19 protein-coding genes and 1 pseudogene are annotated in these 18,926 nt (G+C 70.3%); 12 read left to right on the top strand and 8 right to left on the bottom strand.

Features of this window, described 5'->3' with window-relative positions:
• Positions 1 to 6: 6 nt before the first annotated feature.
• On the top strand, positions 7 to 1,695 hold the full coding sequence (locus tag ACFYSH_RS16835) for a cytochrome c biogenesis protein ResB (RefSeq protein ID WP_388753227.1): 1,689 nt from the start codon (positions 7 to 9) through the stop codon (positions 1,693 to 1,695).
• Positions 1,692 to 2,774 carry a c-type cytochrome biogenesis protein CcsB gene (gene ccsB / locus ACFYSH_RS16830; RefSeq protein ID WP_388753224.1) on the top strand — a complete coding sequence of 361 codons (1,083 nt, stop codon included), beginning with the start codon at positions 1,692 to 1,694 and terminating at the stop codon, positions 2,772 to 2,774. Before ACFYSH_RS16835 ends, ccsB begins: the two co-directional genes overlap by 4 nt.
• A gap of 63 nt (positions 2,775 to 2,837) precedes the next feature.
• Here ccsB and ACFYSH_RS16825 read toward each other — a convergent pair whose 3' ends face one another.
• Complete coding sequence (locus ACFYSH_RS16825; protein ID WP_359470279.1) at positions 2,838 to 4,163, bottom strand: aldehyde dehydrogenase family protein; 1,326 nt, start codon at positions 4,161 to 4,163, stop codon at positions 2,838 to 2,840.
• The gene (locus ACFYSH_RS16820) at positions 4,160 to 4,855 is read right to left on the bottom strand and encodes a type 1 glutamine amidotransferase domain-containing protein (protein ID WP_359470276.1); all 696 of its coding nucleotides are present in this window, start codon (positions 4,853 to 4,855) and stop codon (positions 4,160 to 4,162) included. Before ACFYSH_RS16820 ends, ACFYSH_RS16825 begins: the two co-directional genes overlap by 4 nt.
• A 172-nt stretch (positions 4,856 to 5,027) precedes the next feature.
• Here ACFYSH_RS16820 and ACFYSH_RS16815 point away from each other — a divergent pair, with 172 nt between their 5' ends.
• Positions 5,028 to 5,468, top strand: a complete 441-nt coding sequence (locus ACFYSH_RS16815) for a MarR family transcriptional regulator (RefSeq protein ID WP_359470274.1) — start codon at positions 5,028 to 5,030, stop codon at positions 5,466 to 5,468.
• A gap of 43 nt (positions 5,469 to 5,511) precedes the next feature.
• Here the strand turns inward: ACFYSH_RS16815 and ACFYSH_RS16810 are convergent, their stop codons facing one another.
• The gene (locus ACFYSH_RS16810) at positions 5,512 to 5,919 is read right to left on the bottom strand and encodes a PLD nuclease N-terminal domain-containing protein (RefSeq protein ID WP_359470272.1); all 408 of its coding nucleotides are present in this window, start codon (positions 5,917 to 5,919) and stop codon (positions 5,512 to 5,514) included.
• A gap of 221 nt (positions 5,920 to 6,140) precedes the next feature.
• On the opposite strand from ACFYSH_RS16810, the gene ACFYSH_RS16805 reads away from it, so the two are divergent.
• Positions 6,141 to 7,598, top strand: a complete 1,458-nt coding sequence (locus ACFYSH_RS16805; protein WP_388753219.1) for a menaquinone biosynthesis decarboxylase — start codon at positions 6,141 to 6,143, stop codon at positions 7,596 to 7,598.
• Positions 7,595 to 8,506, top strand: a complete 912-nt coding sequence (mqnP, locus tag ACFYSH_RS16800) for a menaquinone biosynthesis prenyltransferase MqnP (protein ID WP_388753215.1) — start codon at positions 7,595 to 7,597, stop codon at positions 8,504 to 8,506. The genes ACFYSH_RS16805 and mqnP overlap by 4 nt, the downstream gene beginning before the upstream one ends.
• Here the strand turns inward: mqnP and ACFYSH_RS16795 are convergent.
• Positions 8,496 to 8,855 (bottom strand): annotated as a pseudogene (locus ACFYSH_RS16795) (rhomboid family intramembrane serine protease); the annotation flags it as partial. The gene mqnP and the pseudogene ACFYSH_RS16795 sit on opposite strands and share 11 nt — an antisense overlap.
• 192 nt (positions 8,856 to 9,047) lie before the next feature.
• On the opposite strand from ACFYSH_RS16795, the gene ACFYSH_RS16790 reads away from it, so the two are divergent.
• A complete protein-coding gene (locus ACFYSH_RS16790) occupies positions 9,048 to 9,728 on the top strand; it encodes a UbiX family flavin prenyltransferase (RefSeq protein ID WP_359470445.1) in 681 nt (226 codons plus the stop codon).
• Between the two features lie 34 nt (positions 9,729 to 9,762).
• On the opposite strand, the gene ACFYSH_RS16785 is transcribed toward ACFYSH_RS16790, so the two are convergent.
• Complete coding sequence (locus tag ACFYSH_RS16785; RefSeq protein WP_359470450.1) at positions 9,763 to 9,912, bottom strand: hypothetical protein; 150 nt, start codon at positions 9,910 to 9,912, stop codon at positions 9,763 to 9,765.
• A gap of 121 nt (positions 9,913 to 10,033) precedes the next feature.
• On the opposite strand from ACFYSH_RS16785, the gene ACFYSH_RS16780 reads away from it, so the two are divergent.
• The 5 genes from ACFYSH_RS16780 (at position 10,034) to ACFYSH_RS16760 (ending at position 14,623) form a co-directional block, all read left to right on the top strand.
• On the top strand, positions 10,034 to 10,489 hold the full coding sequence (locus ACFYSH_RS16780; RefSeq protein WP_359470262.1) for an Lrp/AsnC family transcriptional regulator: 456 nt from the start codon (positions 10,034 to 10,036) through the stop codon (positions 10,487 to 10,489).
• 91 nt (positions 10,490 to 10,580) lie between these two features.
• Complete coding sequence (gene mqnE, locus ACFYSH_RS16775) at positions 10,581 to 11,744, top strand: aminofutalosine synthase MqnE (protein WP_031098411.1); 1,164 nt, start codon at positions 10,581 to 10,583, stop codon at positions 11,742 to 11,744.
• Positions 11,745 to 11,895: 151 nt separating this feature from the next.
• The gene (locus ACFYSH_RS16770) at positions 11,896 to 12,423 is read left to right on the top strand and encodes a GNAT family N-acetyltransferase (RefSeq protein ID WP_359470258.1); all 528 of its coding nucleotides are present in this window, start codon (positions 11,896 to 11,898) and stop codon (positions 12,421 to 12,423) included.
• Positions 12,424 to 12,567: 144 nt separating this feature from the next.
• The gene (locus ACFYSH_RS16765) at positions 12,568 to 12,864 is read left to right on the top strand and encodes a DUF4229 domain-containing protein (protein ID WP_359470255.1); all 297 of its coding nucleotides are present in this window, start codon (positions 12,568 to 12,570) and stop codon (positions 12,862 to 12,864) included.
• 403 nt (positions 12,865 to 13,267) lie between these two features.
• Positions 13,268 to 14,623, top strand: coding sequence for a dicarboxylate/amino acid:cation symporter (locus ACFYSH_RS16760; RefSeq protein WP_359470252.1), 1,356 nt, complete (start codon positions 13,268 to 13,270; stop codon positions 14,621 to 14,623).
• 69 nt (positions 14,624 to 14,692) lie between these two features.
• Here the strand turns inward: ACFYSH_RS16760 and ACFYSH_RS16755 are convergent, their stop codons facing one another.
• Positions 14,693 to 15,871, bottom strand: coding sequence for an alpha/beta hydrolase (locus ACFYSH_RS16755; RefSeq protein ID WP_359470442.1), 1,179 nt, complete (start codon positions 15,869 to 15,871; stop codon positions 14,693 to 14,695).
• A gap of 239 nt (positions 15,872 to 16,110) precedes the next feature.
• Between ACFYSH_RS16755 and ACFYSH_RS16750 the strand changes: the two genes are divergently transcribed.
• On the top strand, positions 16,111 to 16,731 hold the full coding sequence (locus ACFYSH_RS16750; RefSeq protein WP_359470439.1) for a TetR/AcrR family transcriptional regulator: 621 nt from the start codon (positions 16,111 to 16,113) through the stop codon (positions 16,729 to 16,731).
• 6 nt (positions 16,732 to 16,737) lie between these two features.
• Here the strand turns inward: ACFYSH_RS16750 and ACFYSH_RS16745 are convergent, their stop codons facing one another.
• Positions 16,738 to 17,580: a MaoC family dehydratase gene (locus ACFYSH_RS16745; protein WP_388753210.1), complete on the bottom strand. Its 843-nt coding sequence runs from the start codon at positions 17,578 to 17,580 to the stop codon at positions 16,738 to 16,740.
• Between the two features lie 3 nt (positions 17,581 to 17,583).
• Positions 17,584 to 18,906, bottom strand: a complete 1,323-nt coding sequence (locus ACFYSH_RS16740) for a 3-oxoacyl-ACP reductase (RefSeq protein WP_359470246.1) — start codon at positions 18,904 to 18,906, stop codon at positions 17,584 to 17,586.
• Positions 18,907 to 18,926: the final 20 nt, after the last annotated feature.

The following is an 18,926-nucleotide window of genomic DNA, read 5'->3' as shown; positions in this document are numbered from 1 at the left end:
GTTTTGATGAGCAACACGAACACCACGGACGAGCGCGACCTCGGCCAGGCCGGGGAACAGCTCTCCACCGCCCCGCGGGAGGAGTCCGCCAACGCCGTGCCCGCCATGGGCGTCGTCGGATGGGCCCGCTGGTTCTGGCGGCAGCTCACCTCGATGCGGGTCGCCCTGATCCTGCTCTTCCTGTTGTCGCTCGGCGCCATCCCCGGATCGCTGATCCCGCAGAACAGCGTGGACGAACTGAAGGTGCAGACCTTCAAGGAGGCCCACACCACCGTCACCCCGATCTACGAGAAGCTGCAGCTCTTCGACGTCTACAGCTCGGTGTGGTTCTCCGCGATCTACATCCTGCTGTTCGTCTCGCTGATCGGCTGCATCGTCCCGCGCACCGCGCAGTTCGTCGGACAGCTGCGCGGCAGGCCGCCCGGCGCGCCCAGGACGCTGACCCGGCTGCCCGCCTACACCACCTGGCGCACCGACGCCGGGCCCGACGAGGTCCGCGAGGCCGCCCTCGGCATCCTGCGCAAGAGGCGTTTCCGCTCGCACGTGGTGGGCGACGCCGTGTCCGCGGAGAAGGGCTATCTGCGCGAGACCGGCAACCTGCTGTTCCACATCGCGCTGATCGTCATGCTGGTCGCGTTCGCCGCTGGGCAGCTCTTCAAGTCCGAGGGCGGCAAGCTCGTCGTCGAGGGGGACGGGTTCTCCAACACCCTCACCCAGTACGACGACTTCAAGTCCGGCTCGCTCTTCGACAACGACGACCTCACCCCCTTCAGCTTCGACCTCCAGGACTTCGTCGGCACGTACGAGCGCAGCGGCCCCCAGCGCGGTACACCCCGGACCTACGAGGCCAGGGTGACGTACACCGAGGGCGCGGACGGGACGGCGAAGAAGAAGGTCGTCCAGGTCAACAAGCCGCTCGTCGTCGACGGTACGAAGGTCTACCTCAACGCCCACGGCTACGCACCGGTCATCTCGGTCAAGGACGGCAAGGGCAAGGAGGTCTACAGGAACGCCGTGCCCCTGCTGCCCATCGACAACAACGTCACCTCGACCGGTGCGATCAAGGTGATGGACGGCTACAAGGACGAGAACGGTCAGAAGGACCAGCTCGGCTTCCAGGCCTTCTTCGTACCGACGTTCGCGGGTGACGGCCAGGGCACGATGTTCTCGCAGTACCCCGGCCTCGACTACCCGGTCCTCGCGCTCAACGGCTACCACGGCAGCCTGGGCGTCGACTCCGGGCTGCCGCAGAACGTGTACCAGCTCGACACGTCCAAGATGAAGGAGTTCAAGGACAGCAACGGGGACCAGCTCAAGAAGCGGCTGCGCCCCGGCGAGACCATGAAGCTCCCCGACGGCGCGGGTTCGATCACCTTCGAGAGCGTCGAGGAGTGGGCCAGCTTCCAGATCACCCGCCAGCCCGCCAGCGGCTGGGCCCTGACCGGCGCCGTCGCCGCCATCGCCGGCCTCGCCGGTTCGCTCTTCATCCAGCGCCGCCGTGTGTGGGTGCGGGCCGTGAAGGGGCCGGACGGCGTCACCGTCGTCGAGATGGCCGGTCTGGGGCGCAGCGAGTCCGCGAAACTCCCCGAGGAACTGGGCGATCTCGCGATCGCGCTCCACACCGTGGCGCCCACCGCACCCGAACCCGAGCCCGAACAACCCTCCGAAGAGCCTGCCGAAGGGGCTGAGAAGTGAATCTCGCCGCCGCAACCAACGAGAACCTGGCGAATGCCAGCAACACGCTGATCTATTCGTCGATGGCCGTCTACATGCTGGCCTTCTTCGCACACATCGCGGAGTGGGTGCTCGGCAGCCGCAGCAAGGTCGGCCGCACGGCCGCCGCGCTCAAGGCGGACGGGGCCGCCGGCAGCTCCACGGTGAAGGCGCGGGTCGCGCAGCGGGGCGGCACCGCCGTGCTGGACCGCCCCGAGGTCATCACCCGGTCCGCCGCCGGGACGCGTGACGTCCCGGACGGCCCCGGCGCCGCGGGCGGCACCTTCAAGGGCGACCTGTGGGGACGTATCGCGGTCTCGCTGACCGTCGTCGCCTTCGCCGTCCAGGCGGCCGGGGTCGTCGCGCGCGCCCTGTCGGTGCAGCGGGCCCCCTGGGGCAACATGTACGAGTTCTCGATCACCTTCTCCACGGTGGCCGTCGGCGCGTACCTCGTCCTGCTGGCTCTGAGGAAGAACGTCCGCTGGATCGGCCTGGTGCTGGTGACCACCGTCCTGCTGGACCTCGGAATCGCCACCACCTGGCTCTACACCGACAGCGACCAGCTGGTGCCGGCGCTGCACTCCTACTGGCTGTGGATCCACGTCTCCACCGCCATCCTGTGCGGCGCGGTCTTCTACCTCGGTGCTGTCGGCACCCTGCTCTACCTCTTCCGCGACAGCTACGAGAACAAGCTGGCCAACGGGATCACGCCCGGGAAGTTCGCGACCTCGGTGCTGGAGCGGCTGCCCGCCGCGAAGACCCTGGACACGTTCTCGTACCGCATCAACGCCGCCGTCTTCCCGCTGTGGACGTTCACGATCATCGCGGGCGCGATCTGGGCGGGCGACGCCTGGGGCCGCTACTGGGGCTGGGACCCCAAGGAGGTCTGGTCCTTCATCACCTGGGTCGCGTACGCCGCCTACCTGCACGCCCGCGCGACGGCCGGCTGGAAGGGCCGCAAGGCCGCCTACCTGGCGCTCGTCGCCTTCGGCTGCTGGCTCTTCAACTACTACGGCGTGAACATCTTCGTCACCGGCAAGCACTCCTACGCCGGGGTCTGACCGCTACAGCCGCGAGGGCGCGACCGCACCGAAGCGGTCGCGCCCTCGCGGCATGTACGGACATCAGCCCAGCGGGGTGTCCAGGACCGCCTTGCGGTGGCTGAACGTCTCCAGGGAGTACCGGCCGTGGTAACGGCCCATGCCGCTCTCGCCGACGCCGCCGAACGGCAGGTCCGACACGGTCAGATGGGCCAGCGGCAGGCCCATGCCGACCCCGCCCGACGAGGTCTCGGTCAGCAGCCGCTCGCGCACGGCGGGGGACTGCGTGAACGCGTACAGCGCCAGGGGCTTGTCACGGTCGTTGATGAAGCCGATGGCCTCGTCGAGCCCGTCCACGGTGATGACCGGCAGCACCGGGCCGAAGATCTCCTCCCGCATCACGGGGGAGTCCGGGGCGACATCGGCCAGCACGGTCGGAGCGATGTACTTCTCGCCCCGGTCGTGGGTGCCACCCGTCACCGTACGGCCGGAGTCCAGCAGGCCGACCAGCCGGTCGAAGTGGCGCTCGTTGACGATCCTGCCGTAGTCCGGGCTGGTGGACGGGTCCTGCCCGAACCGTTCCTCGACCGCCGCGGCGAGCGCGTCCGTCAGGGCCGGGGCGGTCTCCGGATCGGTGAGGACGTAGTCGGGGGCGACGCACGTCTGGCCGGTGTTGAGGAACTTCCCGGACACCAGCCGGGAGGCCACGGTCCTCAGGTCGGTGTCGCGGTCCACGAACGCGGGCGACTTGCCGCCCAGTTCGAGGGTCACCGGCGTGAGGTGCTTGGCCGCGGCGGCCATCACGATCCGGCCGACCGTGCCGTTGCCGGTGTAGAAGATGTGGTCGAAGCGCTCGGCGAGCAGGGCGGTGGTCTCCGGGACCGCGCCCTCCACCACGGTGAGCGTGTCGGTGTCCAGGTACTCCGGCAGCAGCCGGGCCAGGGCGGCGGAGGTGGTGGGTGCCAGCTCGCTGGGCTTCGCCACCACGGTGTTGCCGGCGGCCAGCGCGCCGACGACCGGCGCGAGCAGCAGCTGCACCGGGTAGTTCCAGGGCGCGATGACGAGGACGACGCCGAGCGGGTCCTGCACGGTGTGCGCGGTGGCCCCCGCGAGCACCGCCGGTACGGGGGCGGGCTCGGGCTTCAGCCAGCCCTCCAGCCGCTCCAGGGTGTGGTCGATCTCGCGGACCGTGAAGTCGATCTCGGTCCGGTAGGCCTCCTTGCGGCTCTTGCCGAGGTCGGCGTGGAGCGCCTCGGCCAGGTCGTCACCCCGTTCGGTGAGCAGGGCGCGCAGGCGCGTCAGCCGGTCCGTACGCCAGGCGAGGTCCCTGGTGCGGCCGGTCCGGAAGGCGGCACGGAGCCGGGCGACGACCTCGGCCGGGGTTTCCCTCAGGGTGTCGACGGTGCTCACAGTGCGGCCACGATCTCGCGGGCCAGCCGCTCGGAGGAGGCCGGGTTCTGGCCGGTGTGCAGGTTGCGGTCGTGCACGGTGTGCACCGCCCACGGGTCGGCGGCGGCGTAGTCGGCGCCGAGCTCGACGAGACGGTTCTCCAGCAGCCAGGGCGCCTTGGCGGCCAGGCCGGCCTGGGTCTCCTCGGCGTTGCTGAAGCCGGTCATGCGGTAGCCGGCGAACGGCCAGCTGCCGTCCTCGCGGCGGGCGGGCAGCAGGGCGGCGGGGGCGTGGCACAGGACGCCCACCTGGGTGCCGGAGTCCAGGGCCTGGGTGAGCAGCCGGCCGGACACCTCGCTGACGGCCAGGTCCTCCATCGGGCCGTGGCCACCGGGGTAGAAGACGATGTCGTACGACGTGGGCACGACGTCCTCGAGCCGGGCGGGGATGCGGAGCGTCTCGTCGATCGAGGCGAGGTACGAGGCCACGGCGTCGGCCTGCTCCTGGCCCCCGTTGGCCTCGGCGGCGAGGCTGGCGCCGTCCACGGTGGGGGCGACCCCGCCGGGCGTGGCGACGGTGATGTCGAAGCCGGCCTGGGTGAAGACGCGGTGCGGGGCGGCGAGTTCCTCGGCCCAGAAGCCGGTGGGGTGGGTGGTGCCGTCGTTGAGGGTCCAGTGGTCGGCACCGGTGAGGACGAAGAGTACGGAGGGCATGGGGGGCTCCCTACGAGACGCGGGACGAAGACGCGCGGAACATGAAGCTTGATATGCTCAAGCAATACCCTTCATGTAACGGGCTAAAGTTGAGCATGTCAAATAACTGCGGTGCGTGGCGGACGGAGTCCGGACCTCCGGACGCCGCTCACGGATCGAAGGATGACCGACCATGACGACGGAACCGGCACCCCGCGCCGTCCCTACTCCGGACGAACTGCTGGAACCCCTCGCAGTCGTCGTCCGTGGCCATCACGACGACCTCACCGCCGTCGCCGGCCGGCACGGTCTCAGTACCTCCCAGGCGCGGGCGCTGATCGCCCTCAACGAGCCCATGCCCATGAGCGCGCTGGCCGGTCATCTGGTGTGCGACGCGTCCAACGCCACCGGCCTCATCGGTCGTATGGAGGCCCGCGGCCTGGTGACGCGCACCCCGGCGCCCGGCGACCGCCGCTCCAAGGTGGCCTCCCGCACCGCGGAGGGCACCGAGCTGGCGCATCGCATCCGCGGGGAGATGCGCGTGGTGCACGGCGCGCTGGAGGCCCTCAGCCCCGAGGAGCGCACCGCCCTGCTGCCCCTGCTCGACCGGCTGGGGCGCCTGCTGTCGTCATGACGCCACGACGTGGCGCACGACCTGATTCATGACGTGGCGGGATTCATGACGTGGCCGGCGGGGCCGTGTCCTCGGGACCGGCGCCGTCCTCCCGGCGCTTGATCTCCTCCTCGCGGCGGCGGAGGTCCGCCTCCCAGTCCTTGAGGACGGACTCGTCCTTCTTGTTCTCGTCCTTCAGCGACTTCAGGAAGTCCGGATTGTCGTCGGGTGCCACCCAGGTGGTGCGGTGCCTGCGGTGCCACTCCGAAGGGGTGCGGCCACCGCCCGGCACGGTGCGCGTCCTGCCGGCGGCCAGCCAGACGATCGGCCCGACGATCCAGAACAGCAGGATGATGAACACCCAGGCCACCTTCGGCAGGTGCTTGACCTCGTCCTCCGGGGTGTTCAGACAGTCGATGAACGCGAAGATCGTCAGCGCCAGAGGCAGGAGAAAGATCAGGGCCCTGAGCATCGTGCAAGATCCCCCGAGGTGAGGTGAGGAGGCGCACGGACCGCCCCCGGTGACGGCCCAGGGTAGCGGGTGCCCGTGACGGCCCGGTGAAGAGCCGATCGTCCGCCCGCATGGAGGGCGCGACGGGAAACCGCGGTCCCCCTCTGTGTGACCGCGCCGTCGACGGCTGAGGTGGGGGAGCCCTGGCAGGCTTCGCCGGGGAGGATGCCAAACTGGACGTCATGGCTTACGACGATCTTCGCTCCCTGCTCCGGGCTCTGGAGCGCGAGGGCGATCTCAAGCGCATCAAGGCCGAGGTCGACCCCTATCTGGAGGTCGGCGAAATCGTCGACCGGGTGAACAAGGCGGGCGGCCCCGCGCTGCTCTTCGAGAACGTCAAGGGGGCGTCCATGCCCCTGGCCATGAACGTCTTCGGGACGGACCGGCGACTGCTCAAGGCACTCGGGCTGAAGTCCTACGCCGAGATCAGCGACAAGATCGGCGGTCTCCTCAAGCCGGAGCTGCCGCAGGGCTTCGTCGGGATGCGTGAGGCGTTCGGGAAGCTCGGGTCGATGACCCACCTGCCGCCGAAGAAGGTGAAGAGTGACAGCGCCCCCGTCCAGGAAGTCGTCCTGACCGGCGACGACGTGGACCTCGAGCAGCTGCCCGCGCTCTTCACCTGGCCCGAGGACGGCGGCTCCTTCTTCAACCTGGGCCTCACGCACACCAAGGACCCGGAGACGGGGATCCGCAACCTCGGGCTCTACCGGCTGCAGCGCCACGACAAGCGCACCATCGGCATGCACTGGCAGATCCACAAGGACAGCCGCAACCACTACCAGGTCGCCGCCCGGCGTGGGGAGAAGCTGCCCGTGGCCATCGCCTTCGGGGCGCCGCCGGCCGTCACGTACGCCTCCACGGCGCCGCTTCCCGGGGACATCGACGAGTACCTCTTCGCCGGCTTCGTGCAGGGCAAGCGGATCGAGATGGTCGACTGCAAGACCGTCCCGCTCCAGGTCCCCGCGCAGGCCGAGGTCGTCATCGAGGGGTGGCTGGAGCCGGGCGAGATGCTGCCGGAGGGGCCGTTCGGTGACCACACCGGCTTCTACACCCCGCAGGAACCGTTCCCCGCGCTGAAGATCGACTGCGTGACGATGCGGAAGCGCCCGCTGCTGCAGTCGATCGTGGTGGGCCGGCCGCCCACCGAGGACGGCCCGCTGGGCCGGGCGACCGAGCGGTTCTTCCTGCCGCTGCTCAAGATCATCATTCCGGACATCGTGGACTACCACCTGCCGGAGGCGGGCGGTTTCCACAACTGTGCGATCGTGTCGATCGACAAGAAGTACCCCAAGCACGCCCAGAAGGTGATGAGTGCCATCTGGGGGGCGCACATGATGTCGCTGACCAAGCTGATCGTCGTCGTGGACGCCGACTGCGACGTCCACGACCTCCACGAGGTGGCCTGGAGGGCGCTCGGCAACACCGACTACGCCCGTGACCTGCTGCTCACCGAAGGCCCGGTCGACCACCTCGACCATGCCTCCTACCAGCAGTTCTGGGGTGGCAAGGCCGGGATCGACGCGACGCGGAAGCTGCCCGAGGAGGGGTACACCCGGGACGGCGGCTGGCCGGAGATGGTCGAGTCCGACCCGGAGACGGCGGCGAAGGTCGACCGCCGTTGGAAGGAGTACGGACTGTGAGTGCCTCAGCCTCCGCCGCGGCTGTGCCACAGCCCCGCAGCAAGCCCCGCGCGTTCCTGCGGCTGGTGATGATCGAGCACTCGGTCTTCGCGCTGCCCTTCGCCTACATCGCCGCGCTGACCGCGATGTTCCAGCTGGACGGCACGTTCCACTGGGGGGCTCTGCTGCTGGTGACCATCGCGATGGTCGGGCTGCGTACGTTCGCGATGGCCGCCAACCGGATCATCGACCGGGAGATCGACGCCCGTAACCCGCGCACCGAGGGCCGGGAGCTCGTGACCGGCGCCGTCACGGTGAGGTCCGCGTGGACCGGTGCGCTCGTGGCCGTCGTCGTCTTCCTGGGCGCCGCGGCCCTGCTGAACCCGCTCTGTCTGGTGCTGGCGCCGGTCGCCGTCGTGCCGATGGTCGTCTATCCGTACGGCAAGCGGTTCACGAACTTCCCGCACGCCATCCTGGGCCTCGCGCAGGCCATCGGTCCCATCGGCGCCTGGCTGGCGGTGACCGGGAGCTGGTCGTGGGACGCGGTGATCCTGGGGCTGGCCGTCGGGATCTGGATCGGCGGCTTCGACCTGATCTTCGCCTGCCAGGACGTGCAGGCCGACCGTGCGCACGGGGTGAAGTCCTTCCCGGCGCGCTTCGGGATCCCGGCCGCGCTGTGGGGCGCGCGGGTCTGCCATGGTGTGACGACCGGGCTGCTGGTGTGGTTCGGGCTCGCGACGGACGCGGAGATCTTCTACTGGATCGGCATGGTGATCGTCGCCGTGGCCTTCGTCTACGAACACCGGGTCGTGCGTCCGCACGACCTGTCCCGGCTGAACCGGGCCTTCTTCTCGGTCAACGGCTTCATCGGGATCGCGCTGTTCGCCTGCGCGCTGCTCGACCTGCTGGTGCGGGGCCTCACACCGTGACGTGACTCCTGGGGCGGCGGGGGCGGCGGAAGAAGAACGCCGCCGCCACCCCGCCCGTCAGTCCGAAGAGATGGCCCTGCCAGCTGATGCCGGAGTCCGTCGGCAGCACTCCCCAGAGCAGCGAGCCGTAGACCGCGGCGATGATCACGCCGATGACGATGTCCAGCGGGCGTCGGTCCACGAAACCGCGGACCAGCAGATAGCCGAACAGGCCGAAGACCACCCCGGACGCGCCGAGCGTCACCGTGTGCGCCGGCGCGGTGAGCCAGACGCCGAGGCCGGCGGTCACGATCACCACGAGGACCACGGCGGCGAACCTGCGTATCCCGCCGAGCGCGGCGCAGCAGCCACAGCAGGCCGACCCAGGCGAGCATGACCGCTCCGGCCGTGACGGCCCGTGCGGTGGCGCTCGTGCGTGTTCCCGTCATGGTCACCCCCTGTCCTTGGCTGTTGCCCCGTCCGGTGCAACGTGCGGAGCCCCTGGCTCAGTTCCTGGAGGAGGGTGCCGGATAGGCTCGGTGGTGTGAAAGCCGGGACTTCGATGAGTCGACAGCAGCGCAGGCCTTGGATTGTCGGGGTGTCGGGCGCATCGGGCACACCCTTCGCGGCTTCGGTGCTGCGCGGGCTGCTGGCGGCCGGGGAGAGCGTCGATCTGGTGGTCAGCCGTGCGTCACGGCTGACGCTCCTGGACGAGACGGGCATCGCCTTCCGCGACGCCCACTGGCAGGAGGACCTGCGTGGCTGGCTGGCGCGGGGCGCGGACGGGAAGCCTGACACCTTCCGGACGGACGCCTTTCCGGCGGGCATCGCCGACGTACGCCACTGGGCGGCAGGTGACCTGGCGGCCGGGCCGTCCTCGGGGTCGTACCCGGCGAAGGGGATGCTGATCGTCCCGGCGTCGACGGCGTGTGTGGCGGGGGTCGCGCTCGGGCTCTCGAAGGATCTGCTGCAGCGGGCCGCGAGCGTGACGCTCAAGGAGCGGCGGAAGCTGGTCGTGGCGGTGCGCGAGACCCCGCTCAGCGGTCAGACGCTGAAGCAGATGGTCGCGCTCGACGAGGCGGGCGCCGTGGTGCTGCCCGCCTCTCCGGCGTTCTACGCGGGAGCGACGCACATCCAGGACCTGGTGGACTTCGTCGCCGGGCGGGTGCTCGACGCGGCCGGGGTGCCGCACCAGCTGTACCGGCGCTGGGAAGGGGAGCTCGGTGGCGCCTCCCGGGGCTGAGAGGCCGCCCGACGGCGCCCCTGAACCGGTGGGGTCAGCGCTTCTTCCTGTTCACGCGCGGGATGCGGGTGCGGTCGACCTGGTGGGCGGCGGCGGGCTGGTGGGCACGCGAGCGGTTGGCCAGGTCCTGCAGCTCGCGCATCCGGGCGTAGGCCATCTCGATCGTGTACACGGTGAAGGTCACTCCTGAGGATTCGAAAGCGTTTCTTGGATGATGGAAAAGATTTACAGGGCTTAACCCTATTGCGCCTTAGATTCTACACGTAAACTCGCGGTACTGCTGAACAATGGAAGGTTTCAGTCACATGGACGCGGTGGACAGGCAGCTCATCCAGGCCCTCAGAGAGAACGGCAGGGCGTCGTACGCCGAGCTGGGGCGGCTCGTCGGGCTCTCCGGGCCCAGCGTCACCGACCGCATCAACCGGCTGGAAACCGCCGGTGTCATCACCGGTTACCGCGCGACCGTCGACGCCGCCTCGCTGGGGCTCGGCGTCACCGCGCTGATCGGCATCTCCCTCTCGGACGCGGCCGACCACGAGGACGTCGCGCACCGGCTGAAGGACCTCGCCGAGATCGAGGACTGCTGGTTCATCGCGGGCGACGACTCGTTCATGCTCAAGGTGCGGGTCGGCGACGTGGATGGCCTGGAGAAGACCATCCGCCGGCTCAGCGGCACCAGGGGGGTCTCCCGCACCCGTACGACGGTCGTGCTCTCCACCAAGTGGGAGAACCGGGTCGGGGAACTTCCCGAGGAGGCCTGACGCGGAGCGGCGACGGGGGTCCCTCCGACCGGAGGGCGGGGGAGTACCGTGGGCTGCCGGATCTGTCACATGGAGATATGGAGGCGCCCTGGTGGACGCGGGACTCAAGCGCGAGCTGGAGGAGAAGGTCCGGGCCGGCGAGCGGCTGACCCGCGAGGACGGGATCGCGCTCTACGAGTCCGACGACCTCGCCTGGCTCGGCGGACTGGCCCACGAGGTGCGTACGAGGAAGAACGGCGACGTCGTCCACTTCAACGTCAACCGCCACCTCAACATGACCAACGTGTGCACCGCGTCCTGCGCGTACTGCTCGTTCCAGCGCAAGCCGGGCGAGAAGGACGCGTACACGATGCGCATCGAGGAGGCCGTCCGCCTCGCGAAGGCGATGCAGGGCGAGAACCTCACCGAGCTGCACATCGTCAACGGGCTGCACCCCACCCTGCCGTGGCGCTACTACCCGCGCTCGCTCAGCGCGCTCAAGGAAGCCCTGCCGGAGGTGGCGCTCAAGGCGTTCACCGCGACAGAGATCCACCACTTCGAGACGATCTCGGGGCTCTCGGCCTCCGAGATCCTCGACGAGCTGATCGAGGCCGGTCTGGAGTCGCTGACCGGCGGCGGCGCGGAGATCTTCGACTGGGAGGTCCGCCAGCACATCGTCGACCACAACACCCACTGGGAGGACTGGTCGCGCATCCACCGTCTCGCGCACGAGAAGGGTCTCAAGACCCCGGCGACGATGCTGTACGGGCACATCGAGGAGCCCCGTCACCGCGTCGACCACGTGCTGCGGCTGCGGGAGATGCAGGACGAGACCGGCGGCTTCCAGGTCTTCATCCCGCTGCGCTACCAGCACGACTTCGTGGACATGAAGGACGGCAAGGTCCGCAACACCCTCCAGGCGCGGACGTCGATGGCGACCGGCGCCGAGGCGCTCAAGACCTTCGCGGTCTCGCGGCTGCTCTTCGACAACGTCCCGCACGTCAAGGTCTTCTGGGTCATGCACGGCGTGCAGACCGCTCAGCTCGCGCTCCAGCACGGTGCGGACGACATGGACGGCTCGGTCGTCGAGTACAAGATCACGCACGACGCCGACGACTACGGCACGCCGAACAAGCTCGGCCGCGAGGACCTGCTGGACCTCATCAGGGACGCGGGCTTCCGGCCCGTGGAGCGCAACACCCGGTACGAGATCCTCCGCGAGTACCCGGGCCCGGACGCCGGCCGGCGCGAGACGCCGCAGCCGATGCGCGTCTGAGGTAGCGCACCCGCCCGGCACCCCGTTCCCGTCGCGGGTGCCCTGGGTGTCCCGCTGTACGAAAGCCCCGGCCTGCCGTCCCCCGGCCGGGGCTTTCTCGCGAGGTGGACGCGGTTTGAGTGACCCCGGTCGTAATGGCTAACCTGCCCGCATGGCACTTACCTTCGCAGTGGACCCCGCGTTCGACCGAGCCCTGAGGGACGGCATCACCGCGCTCTGGGCCGACGTCAGCAACGCCGGCGGGGCCGTCGGCTTCCTGCCGCCCGTCACCGAGGACGAGGTCCGCCCCGAGCTGGTCAAGCACCTCGCCGGGATGGTCGAAGGGCGCACCCACCTGATCGTCGGACGGGACGAGGACGGCACGGTGTCCGCCACCGCCTTCCTCACCCGCAACACCCACCGGCTCATGCGGCACTGGATCGGCGCCTACACGGTGATGGTCCACCCGCGCCACCAGGGCAAGGGGTACGGGCGGGCACTGATGGAGGCCACGGCCGACGCCGCCAGGGCGATCGAGGGCATCGAGGCCATCCGGCTCACCTGCCGCGGCGGTACCGGGGCCGACCGCTTCTACACCTCCTGCGGATACAAGGAGGTGGGCCGCGTCCCGGACGCCATCCGGGTCGCCGAGGGTGACGACCGCGACGATGTGATCATGCTGCTCCCGCTCTTGCGGTAGCGGCGTCACGGCCTGGTGGGGGGATGCGGCAGACGTGGCACGGCAACCCTGCGAACTGATCGAATTCGGGGCATGCTTCACTGGTCGGGCAGGAACCCAGACTGCACGACCGCAGGAACGTCGGACGTAGAGAGAAGGCCAGCCGTGTCCGCTGCCAAGCCGAGCGCAACGATCCGGTACACCGCCATGCGCCTGCTGATTTTCGTCGGCTGCTTCTTCGTCGCCGGTGTGGCGGTCCACTTCGGCGTCCTGCCCGCGGGTGTCGGCGGATCCAACGCCGTCTGGGTCATCCTCCTCGGCCTGCTGCTCTCCGCGCCGCTCAGCTTCATCCTGCTGCGCAAGCAGCGCGACGAGATGTCCCAGCAGCTCGTCTCGACGGTCGACCGGACCAAGGCCAGGCTCGAGGCGAACCGCACCCGCGAGGACAGCGTCGCCCGGTAGGCGCCGCGTAAGGTTCCTCACACCCGCACCCCGTACAGACCAGGCCCCGGGCCGGAGCAACCGCTCCCGTACCGGGGTTTCGGCGTGTCCCGGAGTCCCTCGGCCACCGTCGGACCGAGTTGATCGAGAAGTGGACCTTTGAGGTTCTCAAAGTTTCAGTGTTAACGTATTCGGCATGATGACAGCAGTGCGCACCCACCACGCCTTGGGCGTCCCGCTCGTGGTGCGCCTGCATATCGATCTCTGCCGCTGTATGTCCGCGGCCTGTTGCCGCAACGTCTGAACCGGCATCATGCAGCGGCGCCGCCCCTGACGCGGGCGCCGCACCCCCGTCCCCCTGTTCGACCGCACGACCGTACGTCTGTCCCCGTACGTCCCGATGCGTCACATCTGGAGTGTGCCCGTGTCCCCGAATCCCGCGCCCGCCGCAGAGACCGAAGCCGGTAAGCCGTCCGGTTCCGGTTTCCGCCTGCCCAGCATTCCCTTCTGGGCGCAGATCGTCGCCGGTCTGGTGCTCGGTGTCCTGCTCGGCTGGCTCGCCCGCAGCCAGGACGTGAGCTGGCTCGTCACCACCCTCGACAAGGTCGGCGGCATCTTCGTCCAGCTGCTGAAGCTGGCCGTCGCGCCGCTCGTCTTCTTCGCGATCCTGGTGTCGATCACCAACCTGCGCAAGGTCAACAACGCGGCCAGGCTGGCCACGCGCACGCTGCTCTGGTTCATGATCACCTCGCTGATCGCCGTGGCCATCGGCCTCGCGATCGGTCTGGTCACCAACCCGGGCGCCGGTACCGGCCTCACCCCGAAGGACGGCGCCAAGCCCGAGAACGCCGGCTCCTGGATCGACTTCCTCACCGGCATCGTCCCCACCGACGTCATCACGCCGTTCACCGAGCTGAACGTCCTGCAGATCGTCTTCATGGCCGCCGTCGCCGGCATCGCCGCGCTCAAGCTCGGCGAGAAGGCCAAGCCGATCCTCGCCCTCAGCGAGTCGATCCTGGAACTTCTCCAGAAGGCCCTGTGGTGGGTCATCCGTCTCGCTCCGATCGGCACCGTCGGCCTCATCGGCTACGCGATCGCGACGTACGGCTGGGACCTGATCGGTAAGTACGCGACCTTCACCGCGGACGTCTACATCGGCTGCGCCCTGGTGATGTTCGGCGTCTACCCGCTGCTGCTCGCCACGGTCGCCAAGGTCAGCCCGCTGCAGTTCTTCAAGGGCGCCTGGCCCGCGATCCAGCTGGCCTTCGTCTCCCGCTCCTCGGTCGGCACCATGCCGGTCACCCAGCAGGTCACCGAGCGCCTCGGCGTCCCGAAGAACTACGCGAGCTTCGCCGTCCCGTTCGGCGCCACCACGAAGATGGACGGCTGCGCCGCGATCTACCCGGCGCTGGCCGCGATCTTCATCGCGCAGATCTTCGACGTGCAGCTGGGCATCGGCGACTACATCCTGATCGCGTTCGTCTCGGTCATCGGCTCGGCGGCCACCGCCGGTCTCACCGGCGCCACGGTCATGCTGACCCTCACCCTGTCGACCCTGGGCCTCCCGCTGGAGGGCGTGGGTCTGCTGCTCGCCATCGACCCGATCCTGGACATGATGCGTACCGCCACGAACGTGGCGGGCCAGGCTCTGATCCCGGTGATCGTCGCGGCCCGCGAGAAGATCCTCGACCACGACGCCTACAACTCGGCGTCGTTCTCCCCGGTCGAGGAGCCCGAGGTGCACGACGTGGAGACGAAGGGCGTCCCCGTCACGGTGTGACCCTCAAGCACGCAGGCGCCGCCCCCGGACCACTGTGTCCGGGGGCGTTCCTGTGTTCGGCGGGGGCCGTCAGGGTTGGTGGAAGGAGACCTCGGGGTTGCCGACGGTCGGCCCGTCGAGCAGCGGCTGGTGCCGTCCGCGCAGGTGCTGGTCGAGGAAGGCGCTGACGTAGTCACGGGTGATCCGGACCTGCCGGTCGGTGGAGAGCGTGACCGTGGGGTCCAGGACCACGTCCATCCGGTCCTCCAGGACGGGGACGTCCGTGAAGCTGGAGTGGCCGGAGCCCTCGACGCCGAGCCAGCGCTTCCAGCCGTCCAGCCGCTGCCAGGCCTCGTCCCATGAGTCGTCCCTGCCGCCGGGGGAGTGGGACGCGGTGCCCAGCATCATGAAGGGGCGCTCGCCGAGCCCGGACGCGGGTATCCGCTCGCAGAAGGTGCCGTCCATGTTGATCCCGGCGTCGACACGGCGGTCGGCGAGCATCGTGGAGGCCGCGGCGCTGCCGCCGATGGAGTGGCCCACGGCGGCGACCCGGCGACGGTCGATCATGCGGGCGTGCTCCCAGACGGGACGCGGACCGGTGAGCCGGTCGAGCACGAAGGAGAGATCGGCGGCCCGTCCGGTGGAGACGGTCCTCACCACCGCCCGTTCGGCGGCCTCGTCCGGTGCCGCCTCGACCGCGTCACAGGCAGCGCACGGGAGGATCCGTCCGCCGGGGAAGGCCGTCCCCGTGGATTCATAGGCGTGATCGACGCTCGCCACGACGTAGCCACGGCTCGCCAGGTCCTCCGCGAGGGAGGTCAGTAGCGCCCGGGGATGACCGAAGCCCGGGGAGAGCAGCACCAGGGGGAATCGGCCCCGGGCGGTGACCGCGCCCGTGCGGGCGTGGGTGCCGAGGGAGCTGACCGCGGCGGGGGCGTCGTCCCCCAGCCCGAGGCCCGCCAGGAGGGCCTCGGCCTCCCGCGTGCTCATGTACGGCGTGGAGGTCCCCGTCCCGCCCTGCCTGGCCGGGTGGTGGACCGACACCATCAGTTCGCGGTCCCCGGCCTCCGGGACCCAGGGGTCGGTGCGGCTGTGGTCCGTGAGGTGCAGGGTCTCGGTGCCGACGGCGTACGGACCGGTGGGGCGGGGCAGTGCGAGCGTGGCCGTGGCGGGCTCGGGGCCGGATAAGGCCTGGGCGGTGGCGACGGGCGTGGTCAGCAGGACCATGGCTGCGAGGGCGGTGGCCGCCGTCCGTCTGCGGAGTCTCATCGTCATGCCGGGAACGCTAGGCGGCGGCGTAGGGCGAAGGCATCGGACCCAGGGTTGATCCCGTGTTCGACCGGAGACGTACGCGGTCCACCCAGGGGATGGTGGACGACGACCGGCCGGTGTGGCCGGGCACCGCCCTTCCGGACGACGGCGGACCGGGCCGCGCCGTACTCTTACCGAGGAGTAGCGCAGTGGGGGCGGGAGGGATCTCTGACGTGAGTGCAGTGAAGAGCAAACGGATGCCGCGCGCGGTGCGTGAGCAGCAGATGATGGACGCGGCCGTGCGGACCTTCGCGCAGCGCGGATACCGGGCCGCCTCGATGGACGAGATCGCGGAACTGGCCGGGGTGTCCAAGCCGCTGGTCTATCTGTATCTGAATTCCAAGGAGGAGCTCTTCACCGCGTGCATCCGCCGTGAGTCGAAGGCGCTGGTGGAAGCCGTGCAGGCGGGCGTGGAACCGGGTATCGCGGCTGACCGGCAACTGTGGTCGGGGCTGCGGGCGTTCTTCACGCACACCGCCGAGAACCCGGACGGCTGGGCGGTGCTGCACCAGCAGGCGAGCTCGCACGGGGAGCCCTTCGTCAGCGAGGTGGGGGCGCTGCGCAAGGAGATCGTTGCGTTCGTGACGGGCCTGATCGGTGCGGCCGCGCGTCAGGCGCACAGTGATCCTGCGCTGCCCGACCGGGATGTGGCGGGGCTCGCGCAGGCGTTGGTGGGGGCGGCGGAGGCCCTCGCCGGGTGGGCGAACGTCACTCCCGGCGTCTCGGCCAAGGAGGCCGCCACCACCCTGATGAACTTCTCGTGGGCGGGTCTGGAGAACCTCATGCACGGGCGTGGCTGGCAGCCCCGGGGGGACTGAGGGAGCTCAGCCCTCCCGGGTCACGCTGCCGTCGAGGTGGACGCGGCCGGCGCCGCGCATCTGGAAGGCGTTCCCGTCGGTGGCGTACGTGACGGTGGAGGGCAGCGGGACGGGCGCCTTGAAGTCCGCCCGCACGGACAGGATCCGGCCCTGCGGCCCGCCGGTGTCGCTGCCGCTCCCGGCCTCGGCCAGGCAGCGGGCGACGGTCCACATGCCGTGTGCGATGTGCCGGGGGAAGCCGAAGAGCCGTGCCGTCAGGGGGTTCAGGTGGATGGGGTTCCGGTCTCCCGACGCGGCTCCGTAGCGCCGTCCCAGGTCGGCGGGCAGCCGCCACTCGGCCACGGCGGGCAGGTGCGGGGGTGCGGCCCGGGAAGGGGGTGGGGGTGCCTCCGCTGCGGTCGCGTGCCGGGACAGGTAACCGCTGCGTGACTCCCAGACCAGCTCGTCCCCGAGCCGCGCCTCGGTCACCATCGTGACCTCCGTGCCGCGCCGGTGCGGCGCGAGTTCAGCGGCGTACACCGTGAGTTCGAGTGCGTCCGTCGGCAGGGGCGCCCGGTGCCCGGTGATCTCGATCCAGGTGTGGACCAGTCCCAGCACCGGCAGCGGGAAGTCCCTGCCCGTCATCAGCCGCATGGCCAGGGGGAAGCCCAGGACGTGTGGATAGGTGAGCGGCAGCGGGCCCGGCTCGGTGAAACCGCAGATCTCGCGGTACGCGGCGAGGGGGCCGGGTGCCGTACGCGAGGGCGGGAGCACCGCACGGCCGGTGGGCAACGTGGCGCCGGGGCGTCCGGCCCGTTTGAAGGGCGAGGTGACGGCTCCGCGGACGAGGGACAGGCTCAGGCCGGTCATGGTTCACGCCCCCAGCAGGCTCTGGCCGCAGACCCGTACGATCTGGCCGTTGACCGCGCCGGACGCGGGCTGGGCGAGCCAGGCGGTGGTCTCGGCGACGTCGACCGGAAGCCCGCCCTGGGACAGGGAGTTCATGCGGCGCCCGGCCTCCCGGATGAAGAGGGGCACGGCGGCCGTCATCTTCGTCTCGATGAAGCCGGGCGCGACGGCGTTGACGGTGATGCCGTGCTCGGCGGCCGCGCGCGGGGCCAGGGAGCGGACCAGGCCGATGATGCCCGCCTTGGCGGCCGCGTAGTTGGTCTGGCCGTTGTTGCCCGCGATCCCGGCGATGGACGCGGTGGCGACGATCCGCCCGCCCCGGCGCAGGGTGCCCGAGCCGATGAGGGCGTCCGTGGTGCGCAGGACGCTGTCCAGGTTGACGTCGATGACCGGGTCCCAGCGGTCGGCCGGCATGTTGGCGAGCCGGCGGTCCCGGGTGATGCCCGCGTTGTGGACGAGGATGTCGAGGCCGTCGGGGGCGGCCCGGGCGATCAGGCCGGCGGCGTCGGGTGCGGTGATGTCCAGCGGCAGGGCGGTGGCGCCGAGGCGGTCGGCGGTGCGGACGAGCTCCTCCCGCGCCTGTGGGACGTCCAGGCAGATCACCTGGGCGCCGTCCCTGGCGAGGACGGAGGCGACGGACGCGCCGATGCCACGTGCCGCACCCGTGACCAGTGCGGTGCGCCCGTACAGGGGCGCGGCCCAGTCGGTCACCGTGCCGGGTGCGTCGGCGGTGAGTTCGACGACCTGGCCGCTGACGTACGCGGAGCGGGGGGACAGCAGGAAGCGCAGGGTCGACTCGGCCGAGGCGGCGCCGGCCCCGGGGGCGAGCCGCAGCAGCTGTACGGTGGTGCCCCGTCCGATCTCCTTGCCGAGGGAGCGTACGAAGCCTTCGAGCGCCTGCTGGGCCGCCGCCTGGTGGTGGTCGTCGGGTGACGGCGTGGTGCCGACGACGACGACGCGGCCGCCGGTGGCCAGTGACCGTACGACCGGGTGGAGGGCGGCGTGTACGCCGGCGAGTCCGGCGGCCGTGGTGATTCCGGTGGCGTCCAGGACGACGGCGGCCGGGCGTTCCGCCCGGTCGGTGACCTTCAGGCCGGTCGCCGCGAGTACCGGGCCGAGCGTGCCGGAGCGGTCGGTGCCACCTGCGGTGAGGTGGAGCAACGGCCCGTCCAGGGACGGGGTCTCCAGCGTCCAGCGGCGCAGCGGCGCGGGCTGCGGCAGGCCGAGCTTGCGGGTCAGGAACCGGCCGGGTGCGGTGCCGGCGAAGTGCAGATAGCGGTCGGCCATTGTCTGGACTCCTGCTCGGT

It is taken from the genome of Streptomyces sp. NPDC005791 (assembly GCF_042871485.1).
Taxonomy (GTDB): Bacteria; Actinomycetota; Actinomycetes; order Streptomycetales; family Streptomycetaceae; genus Streptomyces.
The sequence above is the reverse complement of the archived record's forward strand: the minus strand, read 5'-3'. Positions and strand labels throughout refer to the sequence as shown.